Source organism: Weizmannia sp. FSL K6-0777 (genome assembly GCF_038593185.1).
GTDB lineage: Bacteria > Bacillota > Bacilli > Bacillales > Bacillaceae_C > Weizmannia > Weizmannia faecalis.
In genome coordinates, this window is sequence record NZ_CP151971.1 from 955,764 (window position 1) to 982,717 (window position 26,954).

The window sequence follows — 26,954 nt, forward strand, 5'->3', positions numbered from 1 at the left end:
TGGATATAGTCTATTTTACTCAATTTTTTTAAAGGGAGGGAATCATTTTGCCAAAAATCCGGTAACGGCATAAAACAAATCGGCAAGTTTCTGGGTTTTTGCTGTTTCAATTTCAGGTTCATCAAAGGACATTGGTTTCGCATTCAGTTCAAACAAATAAAAGCTGTCTTCATTGCCGGGTGCGATGTCAGCGGTAAATTCCCCGAAAAAGCCGTATGATTCCGCTAAAGCATTGCCGCATGCTGAAATGAGCGGCGCAAGCTTTTTTTCAATCTCCGTTTTTTCCCGGGAAGATAGCACCAGCGTTTCCCCGCCCTTTGCCGTATGGGTTGTCATGCCGCCGGGGCGGGCAACCCGCACGCCGATGCCGGTAACCCGGTAACCTGTTCCGTCGTAATGGACGTGGACACGGTAGTCATATTTCCGACCATCAAGCAATAATGTTGGCACGGTTTCTTGGACAATGTACGTTTCTTTTTCCGCAAGCAGGCCAATCTCCTGCCACACATCCGAAAAGCTGGCGGGCAAGCGGGCGGATTGGGGCGTGTAAAATGTCCATGTCTCACAGGGTCCCTCTACAATGCGGCGGATGCCGTATCCTTGCGAACGGGCGGCGGGCTTGATATAGACATCCTTGTGCGTCAATAAAAAAGCGTGCAAGCTGTCTTCATCAGAAATAAGCGCCGTTTCCGGAAGAAAACCAGCAATCGCCGGGTCCTGCTTCAATTTTTCGTACACATCATATTTATTTAAAAAATGCGGGTTGAAAAAAGGAATCCTTTTTTGCCGGAGAAGCGTGGTGAAGCGGTGGAAATCTTCGCCCGATTCTTCCTCCCGCTTCCGGATCCGGTTATAAACCACGTCCGGAAGTGGGAACATTGCCCTGTGCCATTTTTCTTGTTTTACATCCCAAAACACACCGGTAATATGTGCTGAAATATCGGCAAGGCTGAATAAAAAAGACAGACCGCCCTGTTTTTCCTGCAATGCTTGTTGAATGGCGATAAAAAAATCACGATCTCCGCTGATGGCTTTCTTTGATTTACTGATAAGTATCCCGATAAGGGGGCCGGCCGATGCTCCTTTTAACATCAGGCGGTGAGGCGTTTCCTCACCGGGTTTCGCGGAGAAAGGAATCAGTTCCGCTTCTTTTCCCCAAAAAAGCGGGGACGGGGTAGTGCGCTTAAACATTTTTTCCTTGCGGTCAAACCAGATGACGGTCATGGGAACATTTCCCCTGGTGACTGCACCTGCCGTTCCGTCAAATAAACGGCAAATGATAAGCTCATTTTGCGCGTCAATAAATCGCACGCCTTCATGAACGGATGGTTGAAAATGGAGCGCCCGGGCTTTGAATTGGCTTCAAACAGCCATACTTTTCCGTCCGTACTGATGCCGAGGTCAAACCCGATTTCTCCAATGATTCCTTCGACATGTTCATCGATGGCACGGGAAAGTTTGAGGGCGGCTGTTTCCAGTGCATGCCGGTACATCTCCTGTTGTTCCGGGTTTTCCGTAAGCTCGGGAAGTGTTTTAATTAATCCGCCGCTTCTCACATGCGTTGTCGGGCTTCCCGGGCCGGCCACTTTTGCCGCGATTGCTGTAACGACCCAGTTTCCATCCCCGTCTTTATTGGTATGGACCCGGAAATCAACCGGCCGCCCTCCGTCTGTTACGAGAAAAATGCCCTGCTGGACAAGCAGCCGGTTCCATTGCTTTTTGGAAAAAACACGGTTCATTAAGTTTTCAAGGCTGCTGAATTTTAACAATCGGTTGCCAGTGTCCCGGTACCGGCAATAATACGCACCGGAAGCATGGTGGTAAAGGATTTGATGGACGCCGAGGCCAAGGCTGCCATTCACCGGTTTGATATAGACCATCCCGTAGTCAGACAGCATCCGTTCAATTTGATGAAAAGAGGTGAGCGGGTTTGTTTCCGGCAAATATGGGCGCACATCCGGATCTTGAAACAGCCGCTCGTGAATTTCTAGTTTGTTGAAAAAACCGGGATTGTACCATGGAATGAAATATTCATTTTCCAATTTTTCTTTAATTTTCTGCGCATTTACAAGTTTTTCACTCTTCCGGTTCGGGAGCCGGTCGTAAATGGCATTGGGAAATGGAACTTCCTGTTTTTCCCAGCCCGCTCTCCCGTAAAAGTAGCCGGTGATCACACCCTGTTCCCAATCTATATGCTGTTCGCCGAATAAAAACGGCACAACACCGGCGTCCGGCTGGGCGGAAAGAAGTTTTGCAAACCACGCTGACCTTGCGCCGGCCGGCCGGTTTTCAAAAGGGGTGAAGCCGGCCGTAAAAATGCCGACAAGCGGGCCGAGCATTAGGATATCGCTGTTTTGGAAACAGTGAAGAACCGTTAAAAAGGCGGGCATTCTCAGTTCACCGGCAAGTGCGCTTGAGACGGAAAAAACATTGCGGCCATTTGGATGCGGTTCGATTTTTGCGGCAGCGATCTTAGAGCCGAAAGCCACTTTGTCGGTGTGTTCAAGTATCGGAAGGCTTTGCGGCGTGTACAGGATCGGGTCGGATGCCTCAAAAAACTCGATTTTATATTTTCTAGCCATTTGCAAAACACCTCGTTTCATTTTCAGCTTCGTGCTATACAGTTTCGATATTTGCCCGCGCGCGGCTTCCGGTTTCCTGTAAATGCCGGCAGTAGGCAAGCGGGGCTTCAGCCATTTGCCCGGTTTTTTCCGGATGGAGAAGGCTGACCATTTTCCTGCCCGGTTTCGAATTGATGTCGAGTATCCAGATCGATTGGTCTCCCGCAATGAGCAGATCGATCCCCAGCTCAAACAGCGGTTGAAAAGTTTCTTCCAAAACAGCCGGCAAGGTGCTGATGATGTCAGAGATTTCCTGGCTGATATAGACGTGATTAAAATGCGGCGTTTCGCGTTGCCAGTTCTCGTATGTTGAGAGGCTTGCCCCTGCGCTCAAATTGGTTAGAATGCCGTTTTCCATGCCGGTACGGATGCCCCGCGCCACTTCCTGCCACTCGCCGCGGCTGTCTTTTTGCAAAAAGATGCGGAGATCAAAAGGCCGGTTTTTCCGGTCCATATTGTCAATCCTTGCCTGAATGAGAAAATCATGCTTTCCAAGCAGCTGATTGAGCCAAGCTTGAAATTGATCCAAACGGTCGAAGTTCCGCGATATAAGACTGCCGTTTTTCGTCGTACTCACAAGCAGTCCGCCCGTTCTCTTTTCGAGGGAATATACCGCATAACCATGCGCACCGTTTGCCGGTTTTAAAATAATGGAAAGGTATTTGTTCAGCTCCCGCAAAACCGTTCCCGTGCTGTCCGCCTTTACTGTCTCCGGCAAATACGGAGAGATCTCCGGAATTTCCTTTAGGCGGTCATAAAGCATGGCTTTATTCGGCAGCCCGTATCCGAGAAAGGTAAGGTCTTTCCGTTCTTTCAGCCATGCGACAATTTTTTTGGCATCTTTTGATGGCTGGTCTTCACCGTAAAAGCAGCGGTCATAAAGGAATTCCGGAATTTGGAAAACTTCTTCTTTCCATATGCCGCTTGCAGTGTCAAAATGGAGTCCTTTTGCTTTCTGCGTGCCGGGCAGTAAATCAAGGGGGGAGAATGAATAAAGATCGGTCCCGTATTTTTTTGATTCATGTGCCATTTGGTCAAAATATTCCTGCCGGGAAGCAGGATCCAGCGTTAGAATGCCTAATTTATCCGGCATGTTCCATTCCCCTTTCAGTCCATAGAAATAAACCGTAACGGTAAAGTGCTTTTACGGATGGGCGGATGCCGCCGCGGGATACGCCAAACGCGGCCTTAGACGGCTTAACGTTTGCTTCAATTACCCACGGTTTTCCTTCCCGGTCCACGCCTATATCGATCCCGAATTCCGCAAAATGCCCGTTTCCGGCAGAACAGAGCGTGATGGCGGCGGCTTCCGCCAGCTCGTGCATGAGTTCCAGCGCAAGCCGGCCTTTTTCCTTTCCGAAATGATGGAAGATCAGCGGCGCCGGTTTTGCCGGAAGCCCTCCTTGTGAGAGGTTTGATACAATCGCATCATCTGCCGCTGTTCTTGCGAGGGATGACGCGATCTGCCAATCGTTTTTTGCGCCGGTTCTCCAGACAAGAAACCGGAAATCGGTTTGCCTTCCATCTGCCGAAAGCAATGGAATGCCTTGTTGAAGAATATACGGAAGGGTTCCGGTGAGTTGGTCCATTTTTTTAACGATGTCTTCCACATTTTCTGCAACTTCCGGCAAACTGTTTTCCTTGTGCGTATGGCCAAGGAGGAAACGGCCTTCCATTTTTTCAATCCGGATGATGCCGCGCCCCTGGCTTCCGTTTTCGGGCTTGACATACAGGACGCTTGATGCCTCAAGTTTTTCCGCAAGGCACGCTGGCCCGTACCGGCAAGTTTCCGGTAAATACGGCCGCAAAAATCGGTTTGCATAAAGGCATTCGTAAACTTCCATTTTTGTTAAATACTTGGCATTAAAAAAATCGATTCTCTTTTCTTTGTACGCCGCTGTTTTTTTCTCAAACTGACGGCTTTTTTCAGCCAGCCTGGAGTGAATGCGGTTATAGACGATGTCCGGTTCCGGCACTTCCCTTGTTTTCCAACAGTCGTCGGAAAACGTGCAGCCGGTACCGGCACGGGAATCCAAGCCTTCTACAAAAAGGTAGCCGCCTTCTTTTTCGAGCAGGTGATGCAGTTCTTCGCAAAATGGCCGAATGTTTTCGGAAGGGGCACTGCCAGTGAGTTCTGTCAAGACGGCAATTACCGGGCCAAGTTCAAGCACTCCCTGCTGGCAGAAGGCTCTCATCCGTGCGGGCGGAACAGGGAGCTTCAGATGTTTGTAACCATCCGCAGAGAGCATCATCACCGTTTTGCCGGATGCATCGGTTTCTACTTTTGCCGTGGCTGTTTTTCCGCCGAACCGGATGGTGAGCCCGCCATTTAAAATGTGCAAAAAGGAAAGGAGCGCCCGTGGAATTTCCGCCGCCGCGCCTTTCATTTCATCGTCATGCCGGAATGCAATGGTTGATGCCAATCCGTTCCCTCCCTTCCTCCTGAAAACACGGGCACGAACACGGTCCATTTTTGACTTTATTGGGCTTTTGCTGATATCTTATGATTAGCACAGAAAATCGGTTCAAAAAATAGCTGATTTTAGAAATACCCGGCCGCAAAAAAGGGTATTTTTTCATTAAGTTTGCGGTTTTCCGCAGCATAGAACCAAAATCAACGGTTGTGTCCGCATAGCGGGCTGGAAACTTCCCGTGCTTCTTTGGAAAAAATTTTACAACGAAAAAAATGAGGGATGATTGTGTATGCATGCATTTTTGGAAATTTTGTTTATGACTGTCGTGGGGGCAGTGATCGGCGGATTCACAAATTATCTGGCCATTAAAATGCTGTTTCGGCCGTATGAGGCGATTTATATTAAAAATTGGCGGCTTCCGTTCACGCCCGGGTTGATTCCGAAAAGGCGCGAAGAAATTGCGAAACAGCTCGGCGAAATGGTGGTGCGTCATCTGGTCACCCCGGAAAGCATCGAAAAAAAGCTGTTGTCGCCCGGGTTTCGGAAAGAGACGGCCCGATGGATGACGGATACTTTTTTGAAATGGCTGGAGATGAGTTGGACAGCCCCGCAAATGGCTCGTTTTTTTAAAGTGGATTTGTCGGCGGAGCGTGTGCAAACCGGGATCAAAGCATTCATCCGCACCCGTTACGGGCAGGCAAAACAACATATCGCACCTCAAACGCTTGAAGCACTGCTGCCCGAAGCCGTGATCAAAAAAGCCGAAGAAAAAATCCCTGTTTTGGCGGATTTGATCATTGCAAGGATTAGTGAATACATTTCGAGCCCTGCAGGCCGCACGAAAATTGAAGGGATGATTAGCCATTTTCTCGATGACCGCGGCATGATCGGCGCGATGGTGAAACGTTTTATCGGAAATACTTCGATTGCCGATAAAATTCAGCCTGAGATCATCCGGGCGCTCCAGGAACCTGGAATGAAAGCAACCATGGCGGAAATGCTGGAAAGGGAATGGAACGGCCTGAAAGCAAAACAGGCCGGGGAACTTTTGCCGGATTTGCCGGATGAAGAAATAAGCGGATGGCTGGAGAAAAATGTATTGTCTCTCCTCCCTGTCGAACGTTTTTTGGACACACCCGTCCAGGCATTTGTTGCCCGGTACCGGAATAAAATTGAAGAAGAATGGATCCCTGTATTGGCGGAAAAAGCGCTGCACCTTATTAGCGAAAACGTGCATTTGATCATCCGGAAGCTGCAGGTAGCGGATCTTGTGCGCCAGGAAGTGGAATCTTTTCCGATTGAGCGCCTGGAAAGTCTGATTCTTGGCATTACCGCCCGCGAATTTTCAATGATTACGTATCTTGGCGCGTTACTGGGCGGCCTGATTGGGATCGTTCAGGGGGTGATCGTGCTGCTTGTATAAAGGAAGCAAGCTCCGGCGCATTGTTGGCATAAGGCCGGCCTGATCCTGCTTTTCGTGCAGGAAAGAGAAAACAGGAAACCTATGTATTCCGGCATTTCTGTGACAGGTTTCAGGCGGCCCGGCCGCTGCTTGTGTAACGCGTCAAAACCGTGAAACCATCCGTGACGAATAAAATTTGATAAGGAGGAGTTATATGCCATCCCATTTAAATGAGTACGCGCGTATGCTTGAAAAAGGAATTCGGGAAAGCCATGAATTTGCTGCATTGAAGCAGGCGTACGAAAATGTTCGGTCAAACGGCCAGGCGAGAGCATTGTTTGACCGTTTCAGGCAGCTTCAACTCAATTTGCAAGATAAACAAATGCAGGGGCTTCCGGTTACAGAAGAAGATGAAAAACAGGCGCAGGCTGCCATGCAAGCGGTCCAGTCAAATCCCGCCATTATGCAGTTGATCGGCGCTGAACAGCGGCTAAGCGATCTGCTCAGCGAAATCAACCAGGTGCTGATGAGGCCTGTCGAAGATTTGTACGCCGGAAAATAGAAGAATGGAGCCGGAAAGTTCTATTTCCCCCTTTTTTCTCATACATCTGTAAAAGAAAGCAGGCTGTGTGAGAAATCAGCCCGGCAGCCGGGAGCATCATGAAGAGGGGGAGCATCCATGATCTATAAAATGCTGGCGTTAAATATTGAGGGAACATTGCTGCAGGATAACGGCCGGCTCGGCAAAACAACGAAAGAAGCAATCGAATATGCAGGTGCAAAAGGCATTGCGGTGACGCTCATTACGTCAAAAAATTTCGCTTCGGCCCACCGGATTGCCAAATGGCTGAAGCTGCATTCTTCCTTAATCACGCACCAGGGCGCTTATATTGCCAGTGAACTGGATAAACCGATTTTTGTCAGAAGGATCAGCGAAGAGGCCACCCGTGACCTTGTGCGCCTTTTGGAAGGGTTTCACGCCCAAATCCGCCTTGTTTCCGAGCGGTTTACATTGTCTAACAGAGTGAAGCATCCGAATAAGTTGATGGGAAAAGTCATTTATCAAACGTCCAATCCGTTTTCTTATGCAGAACAATATGTGGACGATTTATCGGCAAAACTGGAACAAACGCCGCTTTCCCCGCCCAAAATCGAAGTGATTTTTTCTGACGGAGAGGACATTCAGGCAGCTAAAAAAGCGATTACCAATATGTTCCATGAAGTGGATTGTATTTTTTGCGGAAACGGGAAGCTGGATATTGTGCCGGCTGGTATTTCCAAGCTTCGCGGGCTTTTATATGTATGCGACCGGATGAACATCCGTCGTGAGGAAGTGGTTGTAATCGGTTCGGGCCTTGATGATCTCCCGCTTGTCGAGTGGGCTGGGCTCGGCGTTGCGATGGGAAATGCGCATCCCGCTGTCAAAAACGCGTCAGACTGGGTGACCCGTTCTAACAATGAAAACGGGGTGTCTTATATGGTAAAAGAGCATTTCCGGAAACAGCAGCCAATCGACTTTTTGAAAAAAATGAAACTGCTGAAATAAGGATGGAAGGGGCTGTTTGCTTTAGGCGGCAGCCTCTTTTTTTTGATGAATTTTTTAAAAAGCTGTCATTTTGTATTGGAAATTGCCGAATATTTCGCTATCCTAGTAATAGGAAGAATAAAACAAAGGGAGAGGGATCTCGGTGATTTCAACGTATGAGACGATCAAAGTGGAGGAAAAAGACGGGGCAGCCTATTTGTATTTCAACCGCCCGGACGCAATGAATGCGCTGAACTTGGAGATGATTAAGGAACTGGCGGACACGTTGAAAGCGATTGCGATGAAGGATGACATTCACATTCTCGTCTTGTCCGGAAACGGCAAAGCATTCTCCGCAGGCGGGGACATTAAAGCCATGCTGGCGATGGAAGAAGAGAAAGGGTTCACCTCTTTTATGAACCAAATAAATGAAGCCGTTTCCATTCTTGTGGGCATGCCGAAACTCACCATTGCGGCGATTAATGGAGCTGCTGCAGGATTGGGCTTAAGCCTTGCCCTAGCCTGTGATACCATTATCAGTGATTTGGACAGTAAAATCGCGATGAACTTCATCGGGATCGGCCTTGTGCCGGACGGTGGCGGCCACTATTTGCTGCAGCGCCGGATCGGCCAGGAAAAGGCGAAAAAAGTGATTTGGGAAGGAAAAGTCATGTCCGCTGAAGAGGCAGCCGAAATGGGCATTATCGATGAAGCCGTGCTCGATCTTGCGCTTGCCGTTGACCAAAAAATTACAGAATGGCAGAAAAAACCGGTCCTCGCGATGATCAAAACGAAAAAAATCTATACGGAACTGAACCGCCCTGATTTCAATAAATCATTGGAACTGGAAAAACATGCACAGTGGAAAATGCGCCAGACGAAAGACCACAAGGAAGGCATCCGCGCTTTTGTAGAGAAGCGGGCGCCGCAATTCAAAGGGGAGTGAAAACATGCGCGACTATAAACTGACTGCCTTTGAACCGACAGGAGAAAAGATTCTCGATGAAGGTTTTGAAGCACAGGATGATACGGAAGCGAAGAAAAAAGGGGAGGCGCTTTTAAAAGAAAAAGGCGTCGATGAGAAAACGCACCGTTGCGTATCCCCTGAAGGAAAACTGATTTTGTTCCACCGCTAAAAAGAACCCGGGCCAACCTAGCCCGGGTTCATTTAATGGGAACGGCGCATGCGCTTGCCATTAATGGATATGGACACGCTGCTGCACATCCTGCTTTACGTCCTTTTTTATATCCCGTTTTACTTGCTTAACCTGCTTTACCGCCGCCCTACGGTTCGAAAGCCAGCCAAGGAACAACACCAAAACCGTAAGAATGCCGCCGATCGTATATGTTACCGGCCCGTGTGAGATATTCAACCATTTCAGGATTTGTTCATCTTTAAAGAGCATTTCTGCTGCCGTCCAGGCGAGGATGGCGGACCCGACATAGGCAATCCAGCTGTAACGGTTCATCGCTTTTACAATCATCTTTGAACCGAAGATCATGACCGGAATACTGATGGCAACGCCGAGCGCAATCATGCCGATATGTCCGTTTGAAGCACCGGCCAGCGCCACTACATTGTCAAGGCTCATAATCGCATCAGCCATAATAATCGTACCAATCGAAACCAGCAGCCCATTTTTTGCTCTGACGTGGACATTTTCATCTCCGCCGCCGAGCACTTTATATGCGATCCATAGAAGCAAAAGCCCGCCAATGACATTTACATAAGGAATTTTCAGCAAAGCAACGATTGCCATTGCCAGCAGAATTCTTAAAATCACCGCACCGGCTGTCCCCCAGAAAATCGCTTTGTTTTGTTGTTCGCGCTGCAGTTTCCGGGTTGCCATGGCGATCACAACCGCATTGTCGCCCGATAAAATGATATCGATCATAATGATCTTAAGCAGCGCAACAAAAGCTCCGGCAGAAACAACCAACCCAAAGTCAAATATAGATACCGGCAATTGCTTCATTCCCTTCACGTTCTCAATACTAGTTCATTTGACACTATCATAACACAGTCCGATCCGAAAAGTAATAGAATCGCATCGATTTCATCAAATTGGAAATCATTTTTTTCCATCGTTTCCCTGCTTACCCGCCATTTCCTGGTTTTCTTCATTTACGCCAATGAAGACTTATAGTATCCTTATTGGGAGAGTTTTTTGTGAGTGTGATAGAAAAAGGAGTGCGATATGCCGTTATGGTCCAGTCCTTATTGCAAATGAATACCATTTTTATCAGCATTATCATCGAGGCGTTGCCTTTTATTGTGCTGGGTGTGTTCATTTCAGCGGTGATCCAGATGTTTGTCACTGAGGAAATGATTGCAAAAGTTATGCCGAAAAACCGCTTTTTATCCATTGCGTTCGGCACCGGGATGGGCGCGCTTTTTCCAGCCTGTGAATGCGGCATTGTCCCGATTACGGAAAGGCTTGTCCGGAAAAATGTCCCGCTTTCTGCCGCCATCGCTTTTATGCTGACGGGGCCGATTATCAACCCGGTTGTCATTTTTTCTACGTTTGTCGCGTTTGGCGATTCCTGGAAAATGGCACTGCTTCGCTGCGGACTGGCGATTTTTACTGCTGTTTTAACCGCGATTGCGATTTCATATTTTTTTTCCGAAAACCAGCTTCGCGAATTTGTGGAGGCCAAATTGCACCACCACGGGCATGACCACGAAGCACATGATAAACCGAATTTTCTGCAAAAAATCACCGGTACGATCGACCATGCGATTGATGAGTTTTTTTCCGTCGGGAAGTTTCTCGTGTTTGGCGGCCTGATTTCTGCCGCAATGCAGACCTTCTTCCGGACGAGCACGCTGCTGTCGCTCGGGCAGACAAAAATGGCGGCGATTCTAATTATGATGCTGCTTGCTTTTATTATGTCGATCTGTTCCGAGGCGGATGCCTTCATTGCTTCGTCTTTCAACGGGATGTTCGGGACGTCGGCCATCCTTGCGTTTTTAGTATTTGGCGCGATGGTGGATATAAAAAATCTGCTCATGATGATGCATTCCTTTAAAAGAAAATTTGTCTTTTCGATGATCGGGCTGATTATCGTTTTTGTGTTTACGGGTGCATTCTTGATATAGAAGGTGTTTAAAATGTTGCGATTTATAGTTTTGTTCGGCTTCGCGTATTTTTTTATGAAGCTGCACGCGACAGGAGATATTAGCAAATATATTAATATGAAGTATGCGTATTTGTCGTTTTCCATGATTTTTGCGATGGGTTTTTTATGTTTGTACCAGCTCGTGAAATGGGTCAGGGCGGGAAACGAGGTGCATGACCATCATCACGCCGCCCACCACGGCCATTCGCATGAAACGGATGAAAATACATGGTACAAAAAAATGTTTACGTACGGCATGATTTTAATCCCGGTTGTAACGGGCATTTTTCTTCCGGTGGCCACCTTGAATTCCACCGTTGTCAAAGCAAAGGGCTTCCACTTTTCTATGATTGACAATGACAAGGACCAATATGCCAATCACCAGATTTTACGGCCGAATTCCAGCCTTTACTATGATAAGGACCAGTATACAGAAATGGAAAGTTCGGATTTGAAAAAGTACAGTAAATTGCAAAGCATCGTCCTCGATGATGACCATTATTTCCACGGGCTTGAAACGATTTATAATTATCCGGGGAATTTTATCGGCAAAAAAGTGGCAATTAAAGGGTTTGTCTACCGGACGGATGATATTAAAGCGAATCAGCTGTTTGTGCTCCGGTTCGGCATTATCCACTGCATTGCCGATGCCGGCGTATACGGGATGCTCGTTGATTTTCCGGACAATATGGCAAACGTGAAAGAAAATACATGGATTGAGGTTGAAGGGAAACTGGATACGACGTACTATACGCCGTTTAAAGAGAATATCCCGTATTTAAAAGTAACAAGTTACCATAAAAGCAGCGAGCCGAAAGATCCATACGTATACCGGCAATACAATTAAAAAGGTTTGGCATGTTCAGCCATTTTTTTGTTGCCTGAACGTGCCAAACCTTTTATAATGAAGATAGAACATATATTCTATGAAATGCGTTTGATTACGAACAGGTTGGATTTCACAAAAAATGGAAAAATGCCGGTTATTTTTTTACGAAAGAGGGATGTCGTTGAAAAGGATTCGCTTTGTCCATGCGGCCGACCTGCACCTTGACAGTCCGTTTGCGGGGCTCCGCAAGCTTCCGCCGGCGCTGTTTGAACGGGTAAAGGAGAGCACTTTCCGGGCATTTAAAAATCTATGTGACCTTACAATTGAAAAAGAAGCGGATTTCCTGCTGATATGCGGGGATTTATACGACGGGGAAGACCGCAGCCTGAAAGCCCAGGTGAGGCTGAAGAAGCAGTTTGAGCGGCTCCAAGAGGCTGGCATTTCCGTATTTGTGCTGCATGGCAATCACGACCATCTAAGCGGGTCATGGACAAAATTGGACATGCCCGCAAATGTCCGGATATTTTCCGAGCGTGTTGAAGCCAAATCTTTTACAGCTAAAAACGGGTCGAAAGTCCATGTGTACGGGTTCAGTTACCCGAAGCGGCACGTGCTGGAGAACAAAACGGATGAATACAGGAAAACAGGAGATGCTGATTTTCACATCGGCATGTTGCACGGTTACCTTGAAGGCGGGACGAAAATGCACCAGCCTTATGCGCCTTTTGCCTTGCAGGATTTGCTGGAAAAAGGGATGGATTACTGGGCGCTTGGCCATATCCACAAGCAGCAGATTTTACATACGCATCCCTATATCATTTATCCCGGGAATATTCAGGGGAGAAACCGGAAAGAAACGGGTCCGAAAGGCTGTATGGTTACCGAAATGGATCCGCTTGGTACGCATACCGCATTCTATGAGACGGCGGACATTTTATGGGAAAAACGTACCGTTTCCGTAAAAGGCGCAAATGATTTTAATCGTCTGTACACAGTTTGCCGCAATGCCCTTGAAGAAGAAAGGAAAGAGGCACAGGGCGTATTTTTGCAATTGGATATAAAAGATCCGGATCTGCTCGATGATGAAGCGCTTGGAAAAGTGAAAAACGGCGAACTGATGGAAGTGCTACAGGAAGGCGAAGAAGCAGACCGCAATTTTGTCTGGGTACACCGCATCACACTGCCTGAAGATGCCTTTATCTCCGCACGGGATGACGGCTTTATTTTGCAGGAAATGAAGAAAACGCTGGCACAATTGGGAGAAACCACAGTAGATGAAGCGGTCTCCCCGTTGTACAGCCATATGGTTGCGGGCCGCTACCTGGACTTGGGCGGAGATGAAAAGCAGCGGCTTCTGTTGGAAGCGGAAGCGGCTGTTTTTGAGAAGTTGAAAGGCAGGGGGAAACGATGAAAATACGGGAGGTCCATATTTACGGTTTTGGCCGGCTTGTTGATTTTCATATGGAAAATCTTTCGGATCTGCAGGTCATTTACGGGGAAAACGAAGCCGGCAAATCAACCTTCATGGCTTTTATCGAAGCCGTTTTATTCGGGTTTCCTTCAAGACAGCAAAACGGGCAGCACTATGAGCCAAAATTTTCACCGGTGTACGGCGGGAGGCTTGTCCTCGAAACAGAAAAAGACGGAAAAATAACGGTGGAACGGATAAAAGGAAGAGCAGCCGGAGAAGTGTCCGTCACTTTTGCAGATGGCAGAACAGGCGGCGAAGAGGTACTTGCACAAGTTTTAAACGGGCTGAACCGGCAAATGTTCCAGTCCATTTATTCTTTTAATCTGCAAAGCCTCCAGGAAATCCGCAAATTAACAGGCGATGATTTTAGCCGCTTTTTATTTGCTGCAGGGACAATCGGGACGGATGCGCTGCTTTCGGCGGAACGGGAACTCGAAAAGGAAATGGAGGCGCGTTTTAAACCGAACGGGCGGAAACCGGTCTTGAACGTGCAACTCAGGAAACTTCAGGCCATGGAAAAAGAACTGAATCACCTGAAAGCGGAAAACGGCCGTTATGGCGAATGGAAAGCCCGGCTGGCAACGATTGAAGCAGCACAGGAAGAAGCGGAGGCGGAGCTGGAAGCCTTAAGGGGAACGGTTCAGCAGTATGAACATCTCACAAGCCTTTGGCCGCTTTATGCAGAAAGAAAGCATATCAAACTGCAGCTGGCGGAAATCGGTCCCGTCCGCTTTCCCGCTGACGGAATCCGGCGCCTTGACGCGCTGATGTCGGAATGGCGCGCTTCTACCGGGCGCCTGTCAGCTGTTAAAAAACAAAAACAGGTACTGGTAGAAAAAATGGAAGGAGAGCAGCCGGATCCGCTTTTCGTCCGGCATGAAGGGGAGATTAAAAAGCTGCTCGATGACTGGCCGCAATACCGCGGGTGGCAGGCGGAAGCAGAGCGCCTCCAGTCTGAACGCGAAATCCTGAACAGCCAAATCGCCGAATTATCGGGAATGCTGCATCTTACGACATCGCAAGTTGAAAAAGTACCGCAGCTTGACTTAAGCATTGCGGCAAAAGAAAGGCTCAGCACCCTCATCAAGGCGTATGACCATCACCGTTCCCGTAACGATGCTTTACAGGCACAGCTTGAGGACTTGCGGGCTCGGATGAATGCTGTTGAGCAGCAATGCGCACTTTTGGAAAAAGAGCTCGTATCCGAAGAGGCTTTTCGCGATTTATCGGCAAAGCGGCAGGAAAAGGAAAAAAAATCATTGCTTGAAGCCGATATCAGGCGCGGGAAACAGCAGCTTTCCCGCATGAAAAAAATGGCAAATGAAGCCCGGAAGCCCCCCGTCCTGTTTTTCGGCCTTGCATTATTGTTTCTGATGGCCGGCGTGTGGAGTTTGCTCACAGGGCAATACCTGTTTCTGGGCGTTTTTGTGCTTGGTGCAACCGTGTCAGGCTACCATGCTTTGAAGGGAAAGCGGAACCCGTTTGAAGAAGAAATCCGAGCGCTCGAACAGGAACTGGAGGAAGAGGAAAAAGAGCTGCGGAATTGGAAAGACGGGGACACGGATTGGCATGAATATGAACGGCAGAAACAGCTGCGCGAAAACTGGAAACAGCTCATTCTGAAGCTTGAGGAAGGCGAACAGAACGGCCGGCAAATGCAAAACCGGAAGCAGCGTCTGGAAGCGGAAGAAAGACAGCTGCTGGCAGAAATCAGCCATTTCAGGCAAACTTTGCAATTGGGTGATGGCTTCCGGCCCGGACAGCTGCCCGATGCGTTCCAACTTTTGACGGACTTAAGCGGGAAATTGCGCGAGCGGTCGCGTATCGAAAAGAAACTGGCGCAGCTTTCCGCCTCTCAGTCGGCATTTGCAGAAAGGATGGAAAACCTGTGGTCCCGGCTCCACGTCAACTGGCCATTACGCCAGGAGGGTATCTTGCTGTTGCAGCAGGCGTGTGCGGAACAACAGGAAAGAAAAATCCGCCTGCAGGAATGGGAAAAGAAATGTGCCGAGCTGGAAGAACAATTGCAGCTGCTTGAATCGGAAGCGGAAGCAACAGATAAGGAGATTAAAAAACTTTTTGCCCTTGCCGGTGCCGCGAATGAGGAAGATTTCCGGAAAGCCGGTAGCCTTTTTCAGCAATACGAAAAGTTGACCGGTCAGCTCGAAATCATAGATTTACGGATCAGCCGGGAAGACCTAGAACGGCTCGAAAGGATAGAAGATGTATCCATATTTGAGCAGGAAAAGCAAAAGCTGGAAGAGAAAATTGCGGAAAAGGCGAACGCGCTTCGCAGTATGAGAAAAGAAGCGGCGGAAATCCGGTTTGAACTGGACAGGCTGGAAAAAGGCGGGACGTTTACCGAAAAACTGCATGAATATTACAGCGCGCTTTCAGATTTCCGGGAAGAAGCTTTCGAATGGGCACGGTTTGCCACGGCGAAACGTTTGCTTTCCGGCATGATGAAGCGGCTCCGGGAAACCCGCTTTCCGCAAGTCCTGAATAAAGCCGAAGCGTATTTGCAATCTTTAACAAACGGATCGTATGTCTCCCTCCATATGGGCGGGGAGGATGGCCGTTTTTACGTTAAACGGCGTGATGATGTGCTGTTTGCTGCAAATGAGCTGAGCCAGGCAACGGCGGAACAGCTGTATATTGCTTTGCGTTTTTCCCTTGCGGAGGCGCTCGGCGGAGAATTCCCGTCCCCGGTTGTCATTGATGACGGTTTTGTTAATTTTGATATTTACCGGACAGAGAAAATGGCCCGCTTGCTCGACCAGGTGAGCGAATCGAGGCAGGTGCTGCTTTTTACATGCCAGCAGCCGATGCTCCGGTTTTTTAAAGGCCATGAGGTGAAAACCTTGGGGGCTATACACGGTCAAGAGCTGACAGGTTCTGGAAACATCAGCCGTATTCAGCCGTAAATAAGAGGGGCGGGCCGAATGTCTGTATTTCGACACGGTGGTGAAATGCACAAGCAGTAAACCAGTTTGTCCTGGCCGTAGTCGTCTTTTTCCTAATTTCAACACGGCGGTGAAACGCACAAGCAAAGCCGGTTTAGATCAAAAGCGGATTCCGGCCGGATTATGGTATACTTTAAGACAAATCAATCAGGGGTTAGATCGGAGGATTATTATGGCAAAAGGGCTACTCTACTATGAGGTGGGCGAACAGTTTGACGCGTTTTTGCTCATCAAACACGCAACAAAAGGAATTGCGAGCAACGGCAAACCGTTTTTAACATTGATTTTGCAGGACCGGACCGGGGATATCGAAGCAAAACTCTGGGATGCGACCGAACAGGACGAACAAACATATAAACCGGAGACGATTGTAAAAGTAACTGGGGACATTTTAAATTACCGCGGGCGGCTGCAGCTGAAAATCCGCCAGATCCATCCGGCACAACCGGGGGACGGTGTCCGGATTTCCGATTTTATCGAAACGGCCCCGTTATCGCAGGAAGAAATGATGGGGAAAATCACCCAGTACATTTTTGATATGAAAAATCCAAATATCCAGAGGCTGACCCGGCATCTGCTGAAAAAATACCAGAAGCGGTTCCTTGTCTATCCAGCTGCAACGAAAAACCATCACGAATTCGTATCGGGGCTGGCGTACCATGTTGTCTCCATGCTCGACCTTGCCAAGGCAATCGCGGGCCTTTATCCTTCACTCGACCGGGATTTGTTGTATGCCGGTGTCATTTTGCATGATTTGGGAAAGGTGCAAGAACTGTCCGGCCCGATCTCAACAACTTATACGGCTGAAGGGAATTTGCTCGGCCATATCTCGATTATGGTCACAGAAATTGCAAAAGCAGCGGAGGAACTCGGAATCCACGGGGAAGAAGTCATGGTGCTGGAACATATGGTGATCTCCCACCACGGAAAAGCGGAATGGGGAAGTGCCAAGCCCCCGATGATTAAAGAGGCGGAAATTCTCCACTATATTGATAATATTGATGCGAAAATGAATATGCTTGACCGTGCGCTCCGCAATGTCAAACCGGGCGAGTTCTCGGACCGGATTTATGCACTTGATAACCGTTCTTTTTACAAACCAACGTTTCATCAGTGAGATTCATAGAAACGCAAACGTTTGGAAAGCGCCCGTCTGGTGAAAAACTTTTAAAATGCCTTTCAAAATGAAAGGCATTTTTTAATGGATTCTGCCATACATTATAGCAGGGACAAACCGAAAAGGAGGGGAAAACATGGATTTCCCAATCTGGATTTATTTTGTTGTGGCAGGCATTGTCATATGTGCGTTTATGGCGGTGAAAACAGCCCGGGAAGAACACGAACAGGAACAGGAATGGATTGAAAAAGAAGGGGAAGTTTTTATTGAAAGGATGCATAAAGAAAAAGAATTGCGCAGCGGTGAAGCTGAAAAAGCCCATGAAGCATAACGGCCGTAAAAAACCGCCCCTAACCGGAAGGGCGGTTTTTTGCGGCATTATTTGCTTGATGAAGTCCCAAGCAGGGTGTCAAAAGTTGTTTTCAAATCTTCATCTTTTACTTTTATGTCAGCCGCTTTTAATTCTTTCTTCAAAACGGACTGGATTTTTTCTGTTGTCACTTTTGATTCTTTATATTGTTTGACGACGTCTTTTTTCATTTCGCTGTACGGTTTTTTCTGTTTTTCACCGGTCAGCTGAATAATATGGTAGCCGTAAGAAGTCTTAACAGGGCCGCTGATTTCATTGACTTTCAGTTTATAAGCAGCATTTTCAAAATCGCTGTCCATTTCGCCTGCACCGAACCAGCCGAGGTCTCCGCCTTTAGAAGCAGTTGCGGTATCGGTTGAATACTTTTTGGCCAGCGTTGCAAAGTCGGCGCCTTTATCCAGTTGTTTCTTGATATCTTCCGCTTTCGACTTGCTGGAAACAAGAATGTGGCGCGCTTTGATTTTCGGTTTTATGTCATTGTTATAATAATTTTTTAACTGCTTTTCCGTTGGATGTATGGTTGCCTCTGCCGCTTTTTGTTCAAGCAGTCCGACTTTCACACTGTTGCGGAAATCTTTTTCATTTGCATAACCGTATTGCTGCAGCGCTGTATTAAATGAGCTGCCCAATTGTTTTTTTGTATCGTTTACTTGTTTGTCAATTTCGCTCTTTTTGACAGTGTATTTTTTGGAAAGGACTTTTTCAATGGTAAGCTGCTGGAGCACAGTTGAACCATATTTATCCTTCATTGCATTATATAACTCGTCTTTGGTAACATTTCCGGCGTTCGTCTTCACGACGGCGCTATTGCCGCTGTTGCCGCATGCTGCAAGTCCGAACATGCTGCCTGCCAAAACAAGGGATAGTACCCATTTCTTCATTCAAGAACAACTCCTATTCATTTTGTCTTGCAAGAGAGATTTACAACCACTACTATAACATAAATTGAAAGAGAAAAGAAAGGGATTGCCGGGTTTCTTATGGAATTTTCACACCATGCCAATCTTCTTTTCATATGGGGCAGGCGTTTGTAGAAGGCAGGATGGATGTTTGCTGCATATGATATTGCATGGGGTTCCATTGTGAATTTGTGAAATTTAGGCCGGCAAATAGACGGGTGCCTTAACCAATACAGGGGTGGATGAATAATATACTGATGAAACAAGAGGAGGTGGATGGAATGAGCGGAGGAGCAGCTTACGGAGGCGGCTTTGCCTTGCTGGTTGTGTTGTTCATTTTATTGATCATTATTGGTGCATCCTGGGCTTGGTAAAATTTGGGGTCGGCAGCTGCCGGCCTTTCTTGTTGTGTTGTTATTGAGTGCCAAGGTAGGAGGAAAACAGTAAAATGGTCATGAGGATGTTGATCGTCCGAAAAACTCCCGGCCGGTGTTCTTCCGGTATTTCTTTTTTTGTACATAGATGGCTTGTCAATACGTTGATAAAGTATAATATAAAGAAAGCGTAACTGTAAAAAAAACAAGCACATACATGCCGGCCGGCCCCCCTCCCGAAAATTTGCAGTAAAATAAAGGCGGAGCGCGCCGGTTTAGAATCTGGGTTCGTAACGTTCCGCCTGTCTTTCGGATGGCAAATGTGTAATGCACGCTGGTCTTTTCCATGCAAGGTGGATGAACGATTATTCATTTTTAACAGGCACTGCCTTGAACCGCTCGTGGCGAATGCCGCGGGGAAGTTTTTAAAGGCCGGCCGGACAATGGGCCTTGCCGGAAAACACGCCCCTGTCTAAAACTGAAGCATCCCATGACCGGGGTCGCGCTGTTCTCAGCAGAATCATAAAAACATATAAACGAGGGAACTGAATGGAATCGATTGAACAAAAGCTGGAAAGACTGGAATTTTATCAAACATTGCTTTTAAAAATGATCGGGACCAGCCAATATCCGTTTTTCAGGCTGATTATGGAAAAACAGCTTTCAAAACAGGATATTGAACAATTTTATGCGCTGTGCGATCGTTTGAGCGATGAGCTGAAAGAACAGAAGGCGGACAAATTTGTATATTTTTATCCGCTTTTTCAAAAGTTTAAGGAATCCCTGCATGAAAAACTGCAGCCGGCGGAAGTGATTGCCGCCTGTTTGCAACAAGGGCTGTATCCTGACTTAATGAAGGCATTGAAACGGAATTTGTAGCTGCCCGAAACGGGTCAGAAGCGGTTCAGCGAAGGTTTTCCCAACAGTTCCGTTTCAATGACATCATCCAGCTCCCCATTGAAAATGGAATTTTCTACAATGTCCATAAAATCCTGACCATAAATCTGGCGTACGATCGCAGCCAGTTCCATCATATCCGGAAATTTGCCGTAAAGATCGTAAAGCGGCATCGTGCCTTGTACGACGGTGCTTTTTTTCGGGTTAAACGCTTCCAATGACTTTAAAAAAATCTCTCTTCCTTTATTAGTTAATTGAATATACGTGTTCCGCTTGTCGTTTTCCTTTTTCGAGAATTCGAGCAAGCCGCGCTCCTCAAGCTTTTTCGAAAAATTAAAAGCTGTTGATACGTGCATCACCCCGAATTTTGCCACGTCCGAAATCGATGCGCCCTTTAAATGATAGGCAATCCATAAAATATGATGTTCATTGATGTTCAGATCGAAAGGCCTAATCCATTGCTGCCAGTCTTTTTCAATCGTTTTCCAGAGCGCTTTCGACAATTGCGTGACCCTTTTGCAAAATAGAAGATACTCATTGGTCGTCAACATTTGTTCCGTCATATTTTTCCCATCACCCCTTACCCTATATATTATCATTATGCCAGTAAAATAAAAAGTAATAAAAAACAATTTACTAAATTTTTTTGAAAAGAATAGCAAAGAAAAAGCCCGGAAAGCGGTTGTTGCTTTCCGGACAGCGAAAAGTCAGGAAGATTTTTTCTCCATTTGTTGTTCCATGTTTTCAATCGTTTTCCGGATTTCTTTGATTTCATTTTGCAGGGCGTCTTTGTTTGGCTCAATGCTTTTTTGCCATTCTTCGATACAGTGTTGGATTTCTTCCATTACGTTCGTGGCGACTTTTTTGCCTTCTATTGAAAAATCTTCGACGGATGCTTTTAAGTCTTTTACATTTTCGGCGATCCTTTTGGCCGATTCAATGAAATCACCGGAATTATTTTTGATGGCTTCCCGTATTCTTTTTCCGGAAGCGGGTGTGGTGAAAAGGACGGAAACAGCGCCTGCTGTTGCTCCAACCAGTAATCCGTAAAATAAACTGGATTTGTTCATGGAATGCACCTCCTGGAATGGTCTTTTATCCTCATGATATAGAATTTGCCAGTCTTTTGCAAAGTTCTCTTTCTTTTTTGCCGGGCTCGTCCAAAGCGATATTCCAAGCTTGACCGCGGATTGTCCTTCACGGGCGGTATGAAGGACAAAAGAGCGGACGCCACGCATCCAACTGTCTTTCATCAGCCCGATGAAAGACAAAACCTGGCCCCCGTGCCGTGGAATTGTCCTTCACAGGCGGTATGAAGGACAAAAGAGCGGGCGGCATGCATCCAACTGTCTTTCATCAGCCCGATGAAAGACAAAACCCGGCCCCCGCACCGCAGAATTGTCCTTCATAAGCGGTATGAAGGACAAAAGAGCGGGTTCGGCGCGTGCCTCTGTTTGTTCTTTACCCGCGTCTGGTACATGTTAATCCGCATCAGGGCATATGATGTAATAGTCCAGGCAGAAAAGAGGGGGAGTTCGTTGGGGCGTGTTGCTTTCTGCTTTTTAATGGCCGGCGTTGTCCTGTTTGCCGCGATGGTCCGGCACATGCTGCTGTACCAGAAAAGAAGAATTTATCCGCCGCGGAAAGTCATAAGAAAAAGGATTGCATTTTTCGGAACGGCCGGAATGGTTTTCCTGCTTCTCGCCGCTCTGTTTCATTTATTTTAAGCTGTGCAAGCGAAAAAAACCGCCGGAAACCCGGCGGCCATTTTCACGCTTGCATGCTGTGGGCGGCATTTGTGCGCTTTGCAACGTTTGAGATGATCGGAAAAAGAATAAACATCGCAACTGCATTGAGCACGGTTGCCGGCAAAACGACGGTGCCAAACAAAATGGCAAAAGGCCCTGGCAACCCGGCAATAAAGAACGCGGATCCTAAGAAAATGATGCCTGAAATCAGTGTGCCAATGGCCGTGAATACAATCAGTGCCGGCAGCTTTTTTGCCAGTTTTCCGGAAGCGAGAAGCAAACCGTAAAAAGCAAAAGAAGTGATACATTTATCGATGATGTTCGGGAAAAAACCGCCCGGGAAGCTGGTGGTCAGGCCGGAAATGATGCCGGTCAGTACACCAAGCAACAGTACGTATTTTTTCTCCTTGAACAAAATAATGCCGATAAACATCATAGTAAGCATCATATCCGGTTTCATCCCGAACACGAAGCCCGGAATCACCGTGTGTAATACCGTGCCGATCCCAACAAGCAACGCCAAGCTGACAAGTGATTTTGTCTTCATCTGTCTCCACTCTCCTATTCTCATCTCATCTGGTGCTTTCCCGACGTACCCTCATGGCCGGCGGCGAAAGATTAACCTTATTATAGCATGCAGCCGGAAAAAGTGACGCATGTTTTGATCAAATTGGGCGCAACAAAAAATGGCAGCCCAAATGGCCGCTGAAAAAAATAAGCGCGAACCCGGCTGCAAAAACGCAAAAGTGGGCTTATTCAGTGGCACTACCCGGTGCAACTTATATTTTTTTGGAAATCTCCGTGGCGATTTGCTGGAGGTCCTCCTGGCTGTAATCTTTTTCATGTGTTTTCCAGACTGCCCCGAAGCCGTCTCCTTTTCCATATCGCGGGATCAGGTGCATATGATAATGGAATACAGACTGGCCGGCAATCTCGCCATTATTGTTCAACACATTGAGCCCCACAGGCTGGAATGCCGCTTTCAATGCATTGGCTACGACAGGGACGGATTCAAAGAAATTGCGGGCAATCTCCGGCGTCAGTTCGTAGACATTCTCTTTATGTATTTTCGGGACAATCAGGGTATGGCCCTTTGTCACCTGGCTGATGTCAAGAAAAGCGTATACATGCTCATTTTCGTACACTTTTGCACTCGGGATTTCACCGTTTATAATCTTGCAAAAAATACACATTTTGATCAACCTTTCCATTTTTTTGATTTCATTATAACGGATGAAAAGGCGAAAGAAAAGGAAACGGGGCGGAAATCTGCGTTTCCGCCCCGCTCTGCAGGGTTTTTCAACTAGCCGAAAAGCACCTTTGATCAACACTTCATTTACGAATGATATGGTTGATAATGGGCTTCCTCAACTTTTTCCAACGCGATCATCCCCTTATTGGGTAACGTTTAAAGTGCATCACCTTTAAACAGATTCACCGCCAGCACCTCATGAAAAGGGTGCCTGGAAGTCGGTTATGGCTAATGTAAAGCATCGTTACTGGTCTTTGACAACCACCCCGATTGCTTGTTTTTCCCCTGCAAGTATAGGATGGGCAAATGGTTGGAATCTATACATGCGCATTGCAAAAATTTTTCAGGCGCGCAGTTGGCATTCAGTCACGAACGCTTTCATGGTACAATAAAGGGTACAGATCAGAACTTTTGACATAAAGGGGTTCTTTAGATGACATTATTGGAAGTGGCGTCCTTAACAGGTGGATATACGAAAAAACCTGTGATTCAAGATGTTTCATTTACAGTAGAAGCGGGGCAGCTGATCGGGCTGATCGGCTTAAACGGCGCCGGAAAAAGTACGACCATCCGGCATATTATCGGGTTAATGGAACCGAAAAAAGGGCGGATCACGATCAACGGCAAAAACTTAAACGCGGATCCGGACGCTTATCGGAAGCAGTTTTCGTACATACCGGAAACCCCGATTTTATATGAGGAACTGACGCTGGAAGAACATTTAAAACTGGCGGCAATGGCATATGGCATCGATGAAAAAACCTATGCGGACAGAACCGCGCCTTTATTAAAGGAATTCCGCCTGCATAAAAAGCTCGGCTGGTTTCCGGCCAATTTTTCAAAAGGCATGAAGCAAAAGGTGATGATTATGTGCGCCTTTTTAGTCCAGCCGAGCCTGTACATTATTGACGAGCCTTTTCTCGGCCTCGACCCGCTCGGCATCCAGTCACTGCTGGATTTGATGGGCACGATGAAGAAAAAGGGGGCGGGCATCCTGATGTCCACCCACATTCTTGCAACGGCAGAACGGTATTGCGACGGATTCATCATTTTGCATAACGGGCGGATCCGTGCGAAAGGAACATTAGAAGAGCTGCAGCAGCAATTTTCGATGCCCGGCGCAACATTGGATGATTTGTATATCCAATTGACAAAGGAAGATGACGATGAACGAAATTGACCGCCTTTGGAAAGAAAGATTTGCTTCCTACTTACAAAACCTAAGGCGCTATACACGGTATATTTTTAATGACCATTTGCTGTTTGTGCTGATTTTCGGGCTCGGTGCCGCCGCTTTTTATTACAGCCGCTGGGTGAAGCATCTCAGTCCAGATTTTCCCGTTGCCCTTGTAATGGGCCTTTTGCTCGGGTTGTTTCTGGCGGCGAGCCCGGTGTACACGCTGTTAAAAGAAGCGGACCGGGTGTTTCTTATCCCGATGGAAATGCGGATGCGCCCGTTTTTTAAAAAAGCGATCCTGTTTTCCTTCAGCATTCAGGCTTATCTGCTTCTGTTTGTGCTTGCCGCTTTGATGCCGATGTATGCGGCTGTTACGGGGCACGGATTCGGCCGTTTTTTTGGTCTGCTGATCCTGCTGCTCGTGTTAAAAATGTGGAACCTGCTTTTGAGCTGGAACGTGTATAAACTGCCGGAGCCGTATGCCCCTGTTTTCGACTGGATCATCCGGTTTGCATTAAGCGCCGCGTTTGTGTTTCTCGTTGTCAATGAGGCAAACCTCTTTCTTGTGGTCATTCTGGCTGTCGTTATGCTCGGCTTGTTTCTGTATTTTTACCGGCTCGCCCAAAAACGGACACTCAGATGGGATGCGCTCATTGAACGCGAAGAAAGGCGGCTAATGGGTTTTTACCGGTTTGCAAATCTGTTTGCTGATGTGCCGGAACTAAAAAGGCAGGTCAAACGGCGCAAATGGCTCGATCCGCTCCTCGCTGGCATCCGATATGGCCAGGAACATACGTATCAATACTTGTTTGCCCGCACGTTCCTCAGGACAAGCCAGTATTTCGGGCTTTTTGTCCGGCTGACCGCAATCGGGGCCGTGCTGCTGTTTTTCAGCCATGAACGGGTGCTCGCGCTCGTTCTTGCCGTCGTGTTTATTTATTTGACAGCTTTCCAAATGATTCCGATGATCGGCTCCCACGATTTAAAAATCTGGCTACGCCTCTATCCGGTGCCCCGCAAGTTGAAAGAAACGTCTTTTATCCGGCTGCTTGCAGTCTGCCTGTATGTGCAGACGGTCATTTTTGCAGCGGCGGCCGCATTGAACGGCTTGTGGATGAACGGTCTTCTCGTCCTTGTAGCAGGCGCTGTATTTTCCTGGCTGCTTGTCGCCTGGTATGTCCCCGGAAAAATTCGGCGCCAGTAACGCCGGCGTAAACTTAAAAAATGGCACAGGCTCTCCTTGTAAGCGGCGGTTCAGTTGCGCAGGTGGCAGCCTGCCCGTAAACATGAAAAACGGCACAAGCTGGAGAGCCTGTGCCGTTTTTCATGTCCAACCGTCCCATTTGAATGCGTCCGTCTATGGCGTTTTCAGCCACTGGCCAAAAAGCCACCCCTTGTCTTTAGAGATTGCAGGCTTTTGCTGAAAAAACGGAACCCCACGCCTGCAGCGGTTTTTCAAAACGCCCGGATTGCCGGGGAAAATAAAACCAGGCCGGCAACGTTGATGCTTGAGCATTTTCAGACGTTCTGGTACCGGATGGCTGCTGCACCCAAAGTTTTGGCGGCAATAAGCATCGCTTTTTCATGGATGTCAAAGCGCGGATGGTGATGCGGATAGGCCGGGTCGGCTTTTTCCGGGTCCGCCCCTGTAAAGAAAAAGGCGCCTTTTACATGCTGTAAGTAATAGGCAAAATCTTCCCCGATCATCGACGGGTCGACTTCTTCCACTTGGGTGACGCCTTCGATTTCTTTTGCGCAGTCCGCCAAAAATGCTGTTTCAGCCTCATGGTTCACAACCGGCGGATATCCGCGGAAATAGTCATAATCATATGTGCAGTCCGCGGCCAGGCATGTGCCTTGGATGATCCTTTCGATTTCTTTTTCCACCCTGTCCCGCACATCTTCGTCAAATGTCCGGACCGTGCCCGTGATTTTCGCCGTATCGGCAATGATATTGAAAGCATCGCCGGAAGAAAAGGACCCGACCGTTAAAACCGCGGACCGGATCGGGTTAATCCGGCGGCTGATGACTTGCTGGAGATTCGTGACAAGTTGCGCCCCGGCCACGACTGCATCTTTCGAAAGATGGGGCTGGGCGCCATGCCCGCCATGGCCCTGGATCGTCACTTCAAACCGATCGGCAGCCGCCATGAACGGCCCTTTCCGGTACTGGATGTGGCCAACCGGGACCGTTGCCCATAAATGCGTGCCGAAAATGGCGTCCACGCCTTCGAGACAGCCGTCTTCGATCATGGCTTTTGCCCCGCCCGGCGCGTATTCTTCGGCATGTTGATGGATGAAAACATACTCGCCTTCCAATTCGCTTTTCACTTCATGTATGGCTTTGGCGAGCATCAGCAGTGCCGCCGTATGCCCGTCGTGTCCGCATGCGTGCATCACACCCGGCACCTGTGATTGATAGGGCACATCATTTTCTTCCTGAATCGGCAGCGCGTCAAAATCGGCCCGGAGCGCGATTGTTTTTCCCGGCTTTGCGCCTTTTATACGGGCGACGACACCGTTTCCGCCGACATGTTCGCGCGGCCGGATGCCGAGGCTTTTGTAAAAATCAGAAATATAGCGGGCTGTTTCCACTTCTTTAAAGGACAGTTCCGGGTGCATATGGAGATATCTTCTTGTCTCCACCATTTCCGGGTAAAAACCGTCCAGTTTTTTATGTAATTTTTCCAACACTGTCATCTGCGATTCCCCCAACCTGTTATTTTTACTATTATACCATAATTGTGAAAAAGTCTGCTGCTTTATCGCGGTAAC

The 26,954-nt window shown here is 47.7% G+C and carries 27 protein-coding genes; 16 read left to right on the forward strand and 11 right to left on the reverse strand.

Annotated elements, in window-relative coordinates; genetic code table 11:
* Positions 1-42 precede the first annotated feature (42 nt).
* Genes NST70_RS04285 through NST70_RS04300 form a run of 4 tightly spaced genes read right to left on the reverse strand, consistent with a single transcriptional unit; the run spans position 43 to position 5,044 of the window.
* Positions 43-1,224: a YheC/YheD family protein gene (locus tag NST70_RS04285; protein ID WP_104851295.1), complete on the reverse strand. Its 1,182-nt coding sequence runs from the start codon at positions 1,222-1,224 to the stop codon at positions 43-45.
* Positions 1,221-2,582 carry a YheC/YheD family protein gene (locus NST70_RS04290; RefSeq protein WP_061086841.1) on the reverse strand — a complete coding sequence of 454 codons (1,362 nt, stop codon included), beginning with the start codon at positions 2,580-2,582 and terminating at the stop codon, positions 1,221-1,223. Before NST70_RS04290 ends, NST70_RS04285 begins: the two co-directional genes overlap by 4 nt.
* Before the next feature lie 34 nt (positions 2,583-2,616).
* Positions 2,617-3,714, reverse strand: coding sequence for a YheC/YheD family protein (locus tag NST70_RS04295; RefSeq protein WP_046720968.1), 1,098 nt, complete (start codon positions 3,712-3,714; stop codon positions 2,617-2,619).
* Positions 3,704-5,044, reverse strand: a complete 1,341-nt coding sequence (locus NST70_RS04300; protein ID WP_061086840.1) for a YheC/YheD family protein — start codon at positions 5,042-5,044, stop codon at positions 3,704-3,706. The genes NST70_RS04295 and NST70_RS04300 overlap by 11 nt, the downstream gene beginning before the upstream one ends.
* A 280-nt stretch (positions 5,045-5,324) precedes the next feature.
* Here NST70_RS04300 and NST70_RS04305 point away from each other — a divergent pair, with 280 nt between their 5' ends.
* The 5 genes from NST70_RS04305 (at position 5,325) to NST70_RS04325 (ending at position 9,098) form a co-directional block, all read left to right on the forward strand.
* Positions 5,325-6,458, forward strand: a complete 1,134-nt coding sequence (locus NST70_RS04305) for a DUF445 family protein (RefSeq protein WP_017550233.1) — start codon at positions 5,325-5,327, stop codon at positions 6,456-6,458.
* 193 nt (positions 6,459-6,651) lie between these two features.
* Positions 6,652-6,999 (forward strand): YlbF family regulator, encoded by a 348-nt coding sequence (locus tag NST70_RS04310; RefSeq protein WP_026684714.1) that lies wholly within the window; start codon positions 6,652-6,654, stop codon positions 6,997-6,999.
* A gap of 117 nt (positions 7,000-7,116) precedes the next feature.
* Positions 7,117-7,983 carry a Cof-type HAD-IIB family hydrolase gene (locus NST70_RS04315; protein WP_035189402.1) on the forward strand — a complete coding sequence of 289 codons (867 nt, stop codon included), beginning with the start codon at positions 7,117-7,119 and terminating at the stop codon, positions 7,981-7,983.
* A gap of 142 nt (positions 7,984-8,125) precedes the next feature.
* On the forward strand, positions 8,126-8,908 hold the full coding sequence (locus NST70_RS04320; protein WP_328230007.1) for an enoyl-CoA hydratase: 783 nt from the start codon (positions 8,126-8,128) through the stop codon (positions 8,906-8,908).
* Positions 8,909-8,912: 4 nt separating this feature from the next.
* The gene (locus NST70_RS04325; RefSeq protein ID WP_014095804.1) at positions 8,913-9,098 is read left to right on the forward strand and encodes a YhzD family protein; all 186 of its coding nucleotides are present in this window, start codon (positions 8,913-8,915) and stop codon (positions 9,096-9,098) included.
* 60 nt (positions 9,099-9,158) lie between these two features.
* Here NST70_RS04325 and NST70_RS04330 read toward each other — a convergent pair whose 3' ends face one another.
* Positions 9,159-9,938, reverse strand: coding sequence for a TerC family protein (locus NST70_RS04330; protein WP_035189400.1), 780 nt, complete (start codon positions 9,936-9,938; stop codon positions 9,159-9,161).
* A 194-nt stretch (positions 9,939-10,132) separates the two neighbouring features.
* Between NST70_RS04330 and NST70_RS04335 the strand changes: the two genes are divergently transcribed.
* The 6 genes from NST70_RS04335 to NST70_RS04360 all read left to right on the forward strand — a co-directional run bounded on the left by NST70_RS04335 (position 10,133) and on the right by NST70_RS04360 (position 17,793).
* On the forward strand, positions 10,133-11,062 hold the full coding sequence (locus tag NST70_RS04335) for a permease (RefSeq protein WP_035189398.1): 930 nt from the start codon (positions 10,133-10,135) through the stop codon (positions 11,060-11,062).
* A gap of 12 nt (positions 11,063-11,074) precedes the next feature.
* A complete protein-coding gene (locus NST70_RS04340; protein WP_328230008.1) occupies positions 11,075-11,929 on the forward strand; it encodes a TIGR03943 family protein in 855 nt (284 codons plus the stop codon).
* 121 nt (positions 11,930-12,050) lie between these two features.
* Complete coding sequence (locus NST70_RS04345; RefSeq protein WP_342475831.1) at positions 12,051-13,322, forward strand: DNA repair exonuclease; 1,272 nt, start codon at positions 12,051-12,053, stop codon at positions 13,320-13,322.
* A complete protein-coding gene (locus NST70_RS04350; protein ID WP_328230009.1) occupies positions 13,319-16,306 on the forward strand; it encodes an AAA family ATPase in 2,988 nt (995 codons plus the stop codon). Before NST70_RS04345 ends, NST70_RS04350 begins: the two co-directional genes overlap by 4 nt.
* Before the next feature lie 211 nt (positions 16,307-16,517).
* On the forward strand, positions 16,518-17,462 hold the full coding sequence (yhaM, locus tag NST70_RS04355; protein ID WP_014095797.1) for a 3'-5' exoribonuclease YhaM: 945 nt from the start codon (positions 16,518-16,520) through the stop codon (positions 17,460-17,462).
* Between the two features lie 136 nt (positions 17,463-17,598).
* On the forward strand, positions 17,599-17,793 hold the full coding sequence (locus tag NST70_RS04360; RefSeq protein WP_013858718.1) for a sporulation YhaL family protein: 195 nt from the start codon (positions 17,599-17,601) through the stop codon (positions 17,791-17,793).
* Between the two features lie 47 nt (positions 17,794-17,840).
* Here NST70_RS04360 and NST70_RS04365 read toward each other — a convergent pair whose 3' ends face one another.
* Positions 17,841-18,713 (reverse strand): peptidylprolyl isomerase, encoded by an 873-nt coding sequence (locus NST70_RS04365; protein WP_014095796.1) that lies wholly within the window; start codon positions 18,711-18,713, stop codon positions 17,841-17,843.
* A 299-nt stretch (positions 18,714-19,012) separates the two neighbouring features.
* On the opposite strand from NST70_RS04365, the gene NST70_RS04370 reads away from it, so the two are divergent.
* A complete protein-coding gene (locus NST70_RS04370; protein WP_017550228.1) occupies positions 19,013-19,105 on the forward strand; it encodes a YjcZ family sporulation protein in 93 nt (30 codons plus the stop codon).
* A gap of 549 nt (positions 19,106-19,654) precedes the next feature.
* Positions 19,655-19,984: a YhaI family protein gene (locus NST70_RS04375; protein WP_014095795.1), complete on the forward strand. Its 330-nt coding sequence runs from the start codon at positions 19,655-19,657 to the stop codon at positions 19,982-19,984.
* A gap of 14 nt (positions 19,985-19,998) precedes the next feature.
* On the opposite strand, the gene NST70_RS04380 is transcribed toward NST70_RS04375, so the two are convergent.
* Positions 19,999-20,565, reverse strand: a complete 567-nt coding sequence (locus tag NST70_RS04380; protein WP_035182105.1) for an HTH-type transcriptional regulator Hpr — start codon at positions 20,563-20,565, stop codon at positions 19,999-20,001.
* A 144-nt stretch (positions 20,566-20,709) separates the two neighbouring features.
* Positions 20,710-21,072 carry a YtxH domain-containing protein gene (locus NST70_RS04385; RefSeq protein ID WP_035182125.1) on the reverse strand — a complete coding sequence of 121 codons (363 nt, stop codon included), beginning with the start codon at positions 21,070-21,072 and terminating at the stop codon, positions 20,710-20,712.
* Between the two features lie 468 nt (positions 21,073-21,540).
* Between NST70_RS04385 and NST70_RS04390 the strand changes: the two genes are divergently transcribed.
* Entirely contained in the window at positions 21,541-21,729 is a 189-nt protein-coding gene (locus NST70_RS04390) for a hypothetical protein (RefSeq protein WP_026683724.1), read from the forward strand.
* A 43-nt stretch (positions 21,730-21,772) separates the two neighbouring features.
* Here NST70_RS04390 and NST70_RS04395 read toward each other — a convergent pair whose 3' ends face one another.
* On the reverse strand, positions 21,773-22,297 hold the full coding sequence (locus NST70_RS04395) for a tryptophan transporter (protein ID WP_035182103.1): 525 nt from the start codon (positions 22,295-22,297) through the stop codon (positions 21,773-21,775).
* Between the two features lie 232 nt (positions 22,298-22,529).
* Positions 22,530-22,943, reverse strand: a complete 414-nt coding sequence (locus NST70_RS04400; protein ID WP_168985944.1) for an HIT family protein — start codon at positions 22,941-22,943, stop codon at positions 22,530-22,532.
* A 492-nt stretch (positions 22,944-23,435) separates the two neighbouring features.
* Between NST70_RS04400 and NST70_RS04405 the strand changes: the two genes are divergently transcribed.
* Both NST70_RS04405 and NST70_RS04410 read left to right on the forward strand, forming a co-directional pair.
* Entirely contained in the window at positions 23,436-24,182 is a 747-nt protein-coding gene (locus NST70_RS04405; protein WP_026683727.1) for an ABC transporter ATP-binding protein, read from the forward strand.
* Positions 24,169-25,383 carry an ABC transporter permease gene (locus NST70_RS04410; RefSeq protein ID WP_168985937.1) on the forward strand — a complete coding sequence of 405 codons (1,215 nt, stop codon included), beginning with the start codon at positions 24,169-24,171 and terminating at the stop codon, positions 25,381-25,383. Before NST70_RS04405 ends, NST70_RS04410 begins: the two co-directional genes overlap by 14 nt.
* Before the next feature lie 314 nt (positions 25,384-25,697).
* Here NST70_RS04410 and NST70_RS04415 read toward each other — a convergent pair whose 3' ends face one another.
* A complete protein-coding gene (locus tag NST70_RS04415; RefSeq protein ID WP_061565395.1) occupies positions 25,698-26,879 on the reverse strand; it encodes a M20 family metallopeptidase in 1,182 nt (393 codons plus the stop codon).
* Positions 26,880-26,954 lie beyond the last annotated feature (75 nt).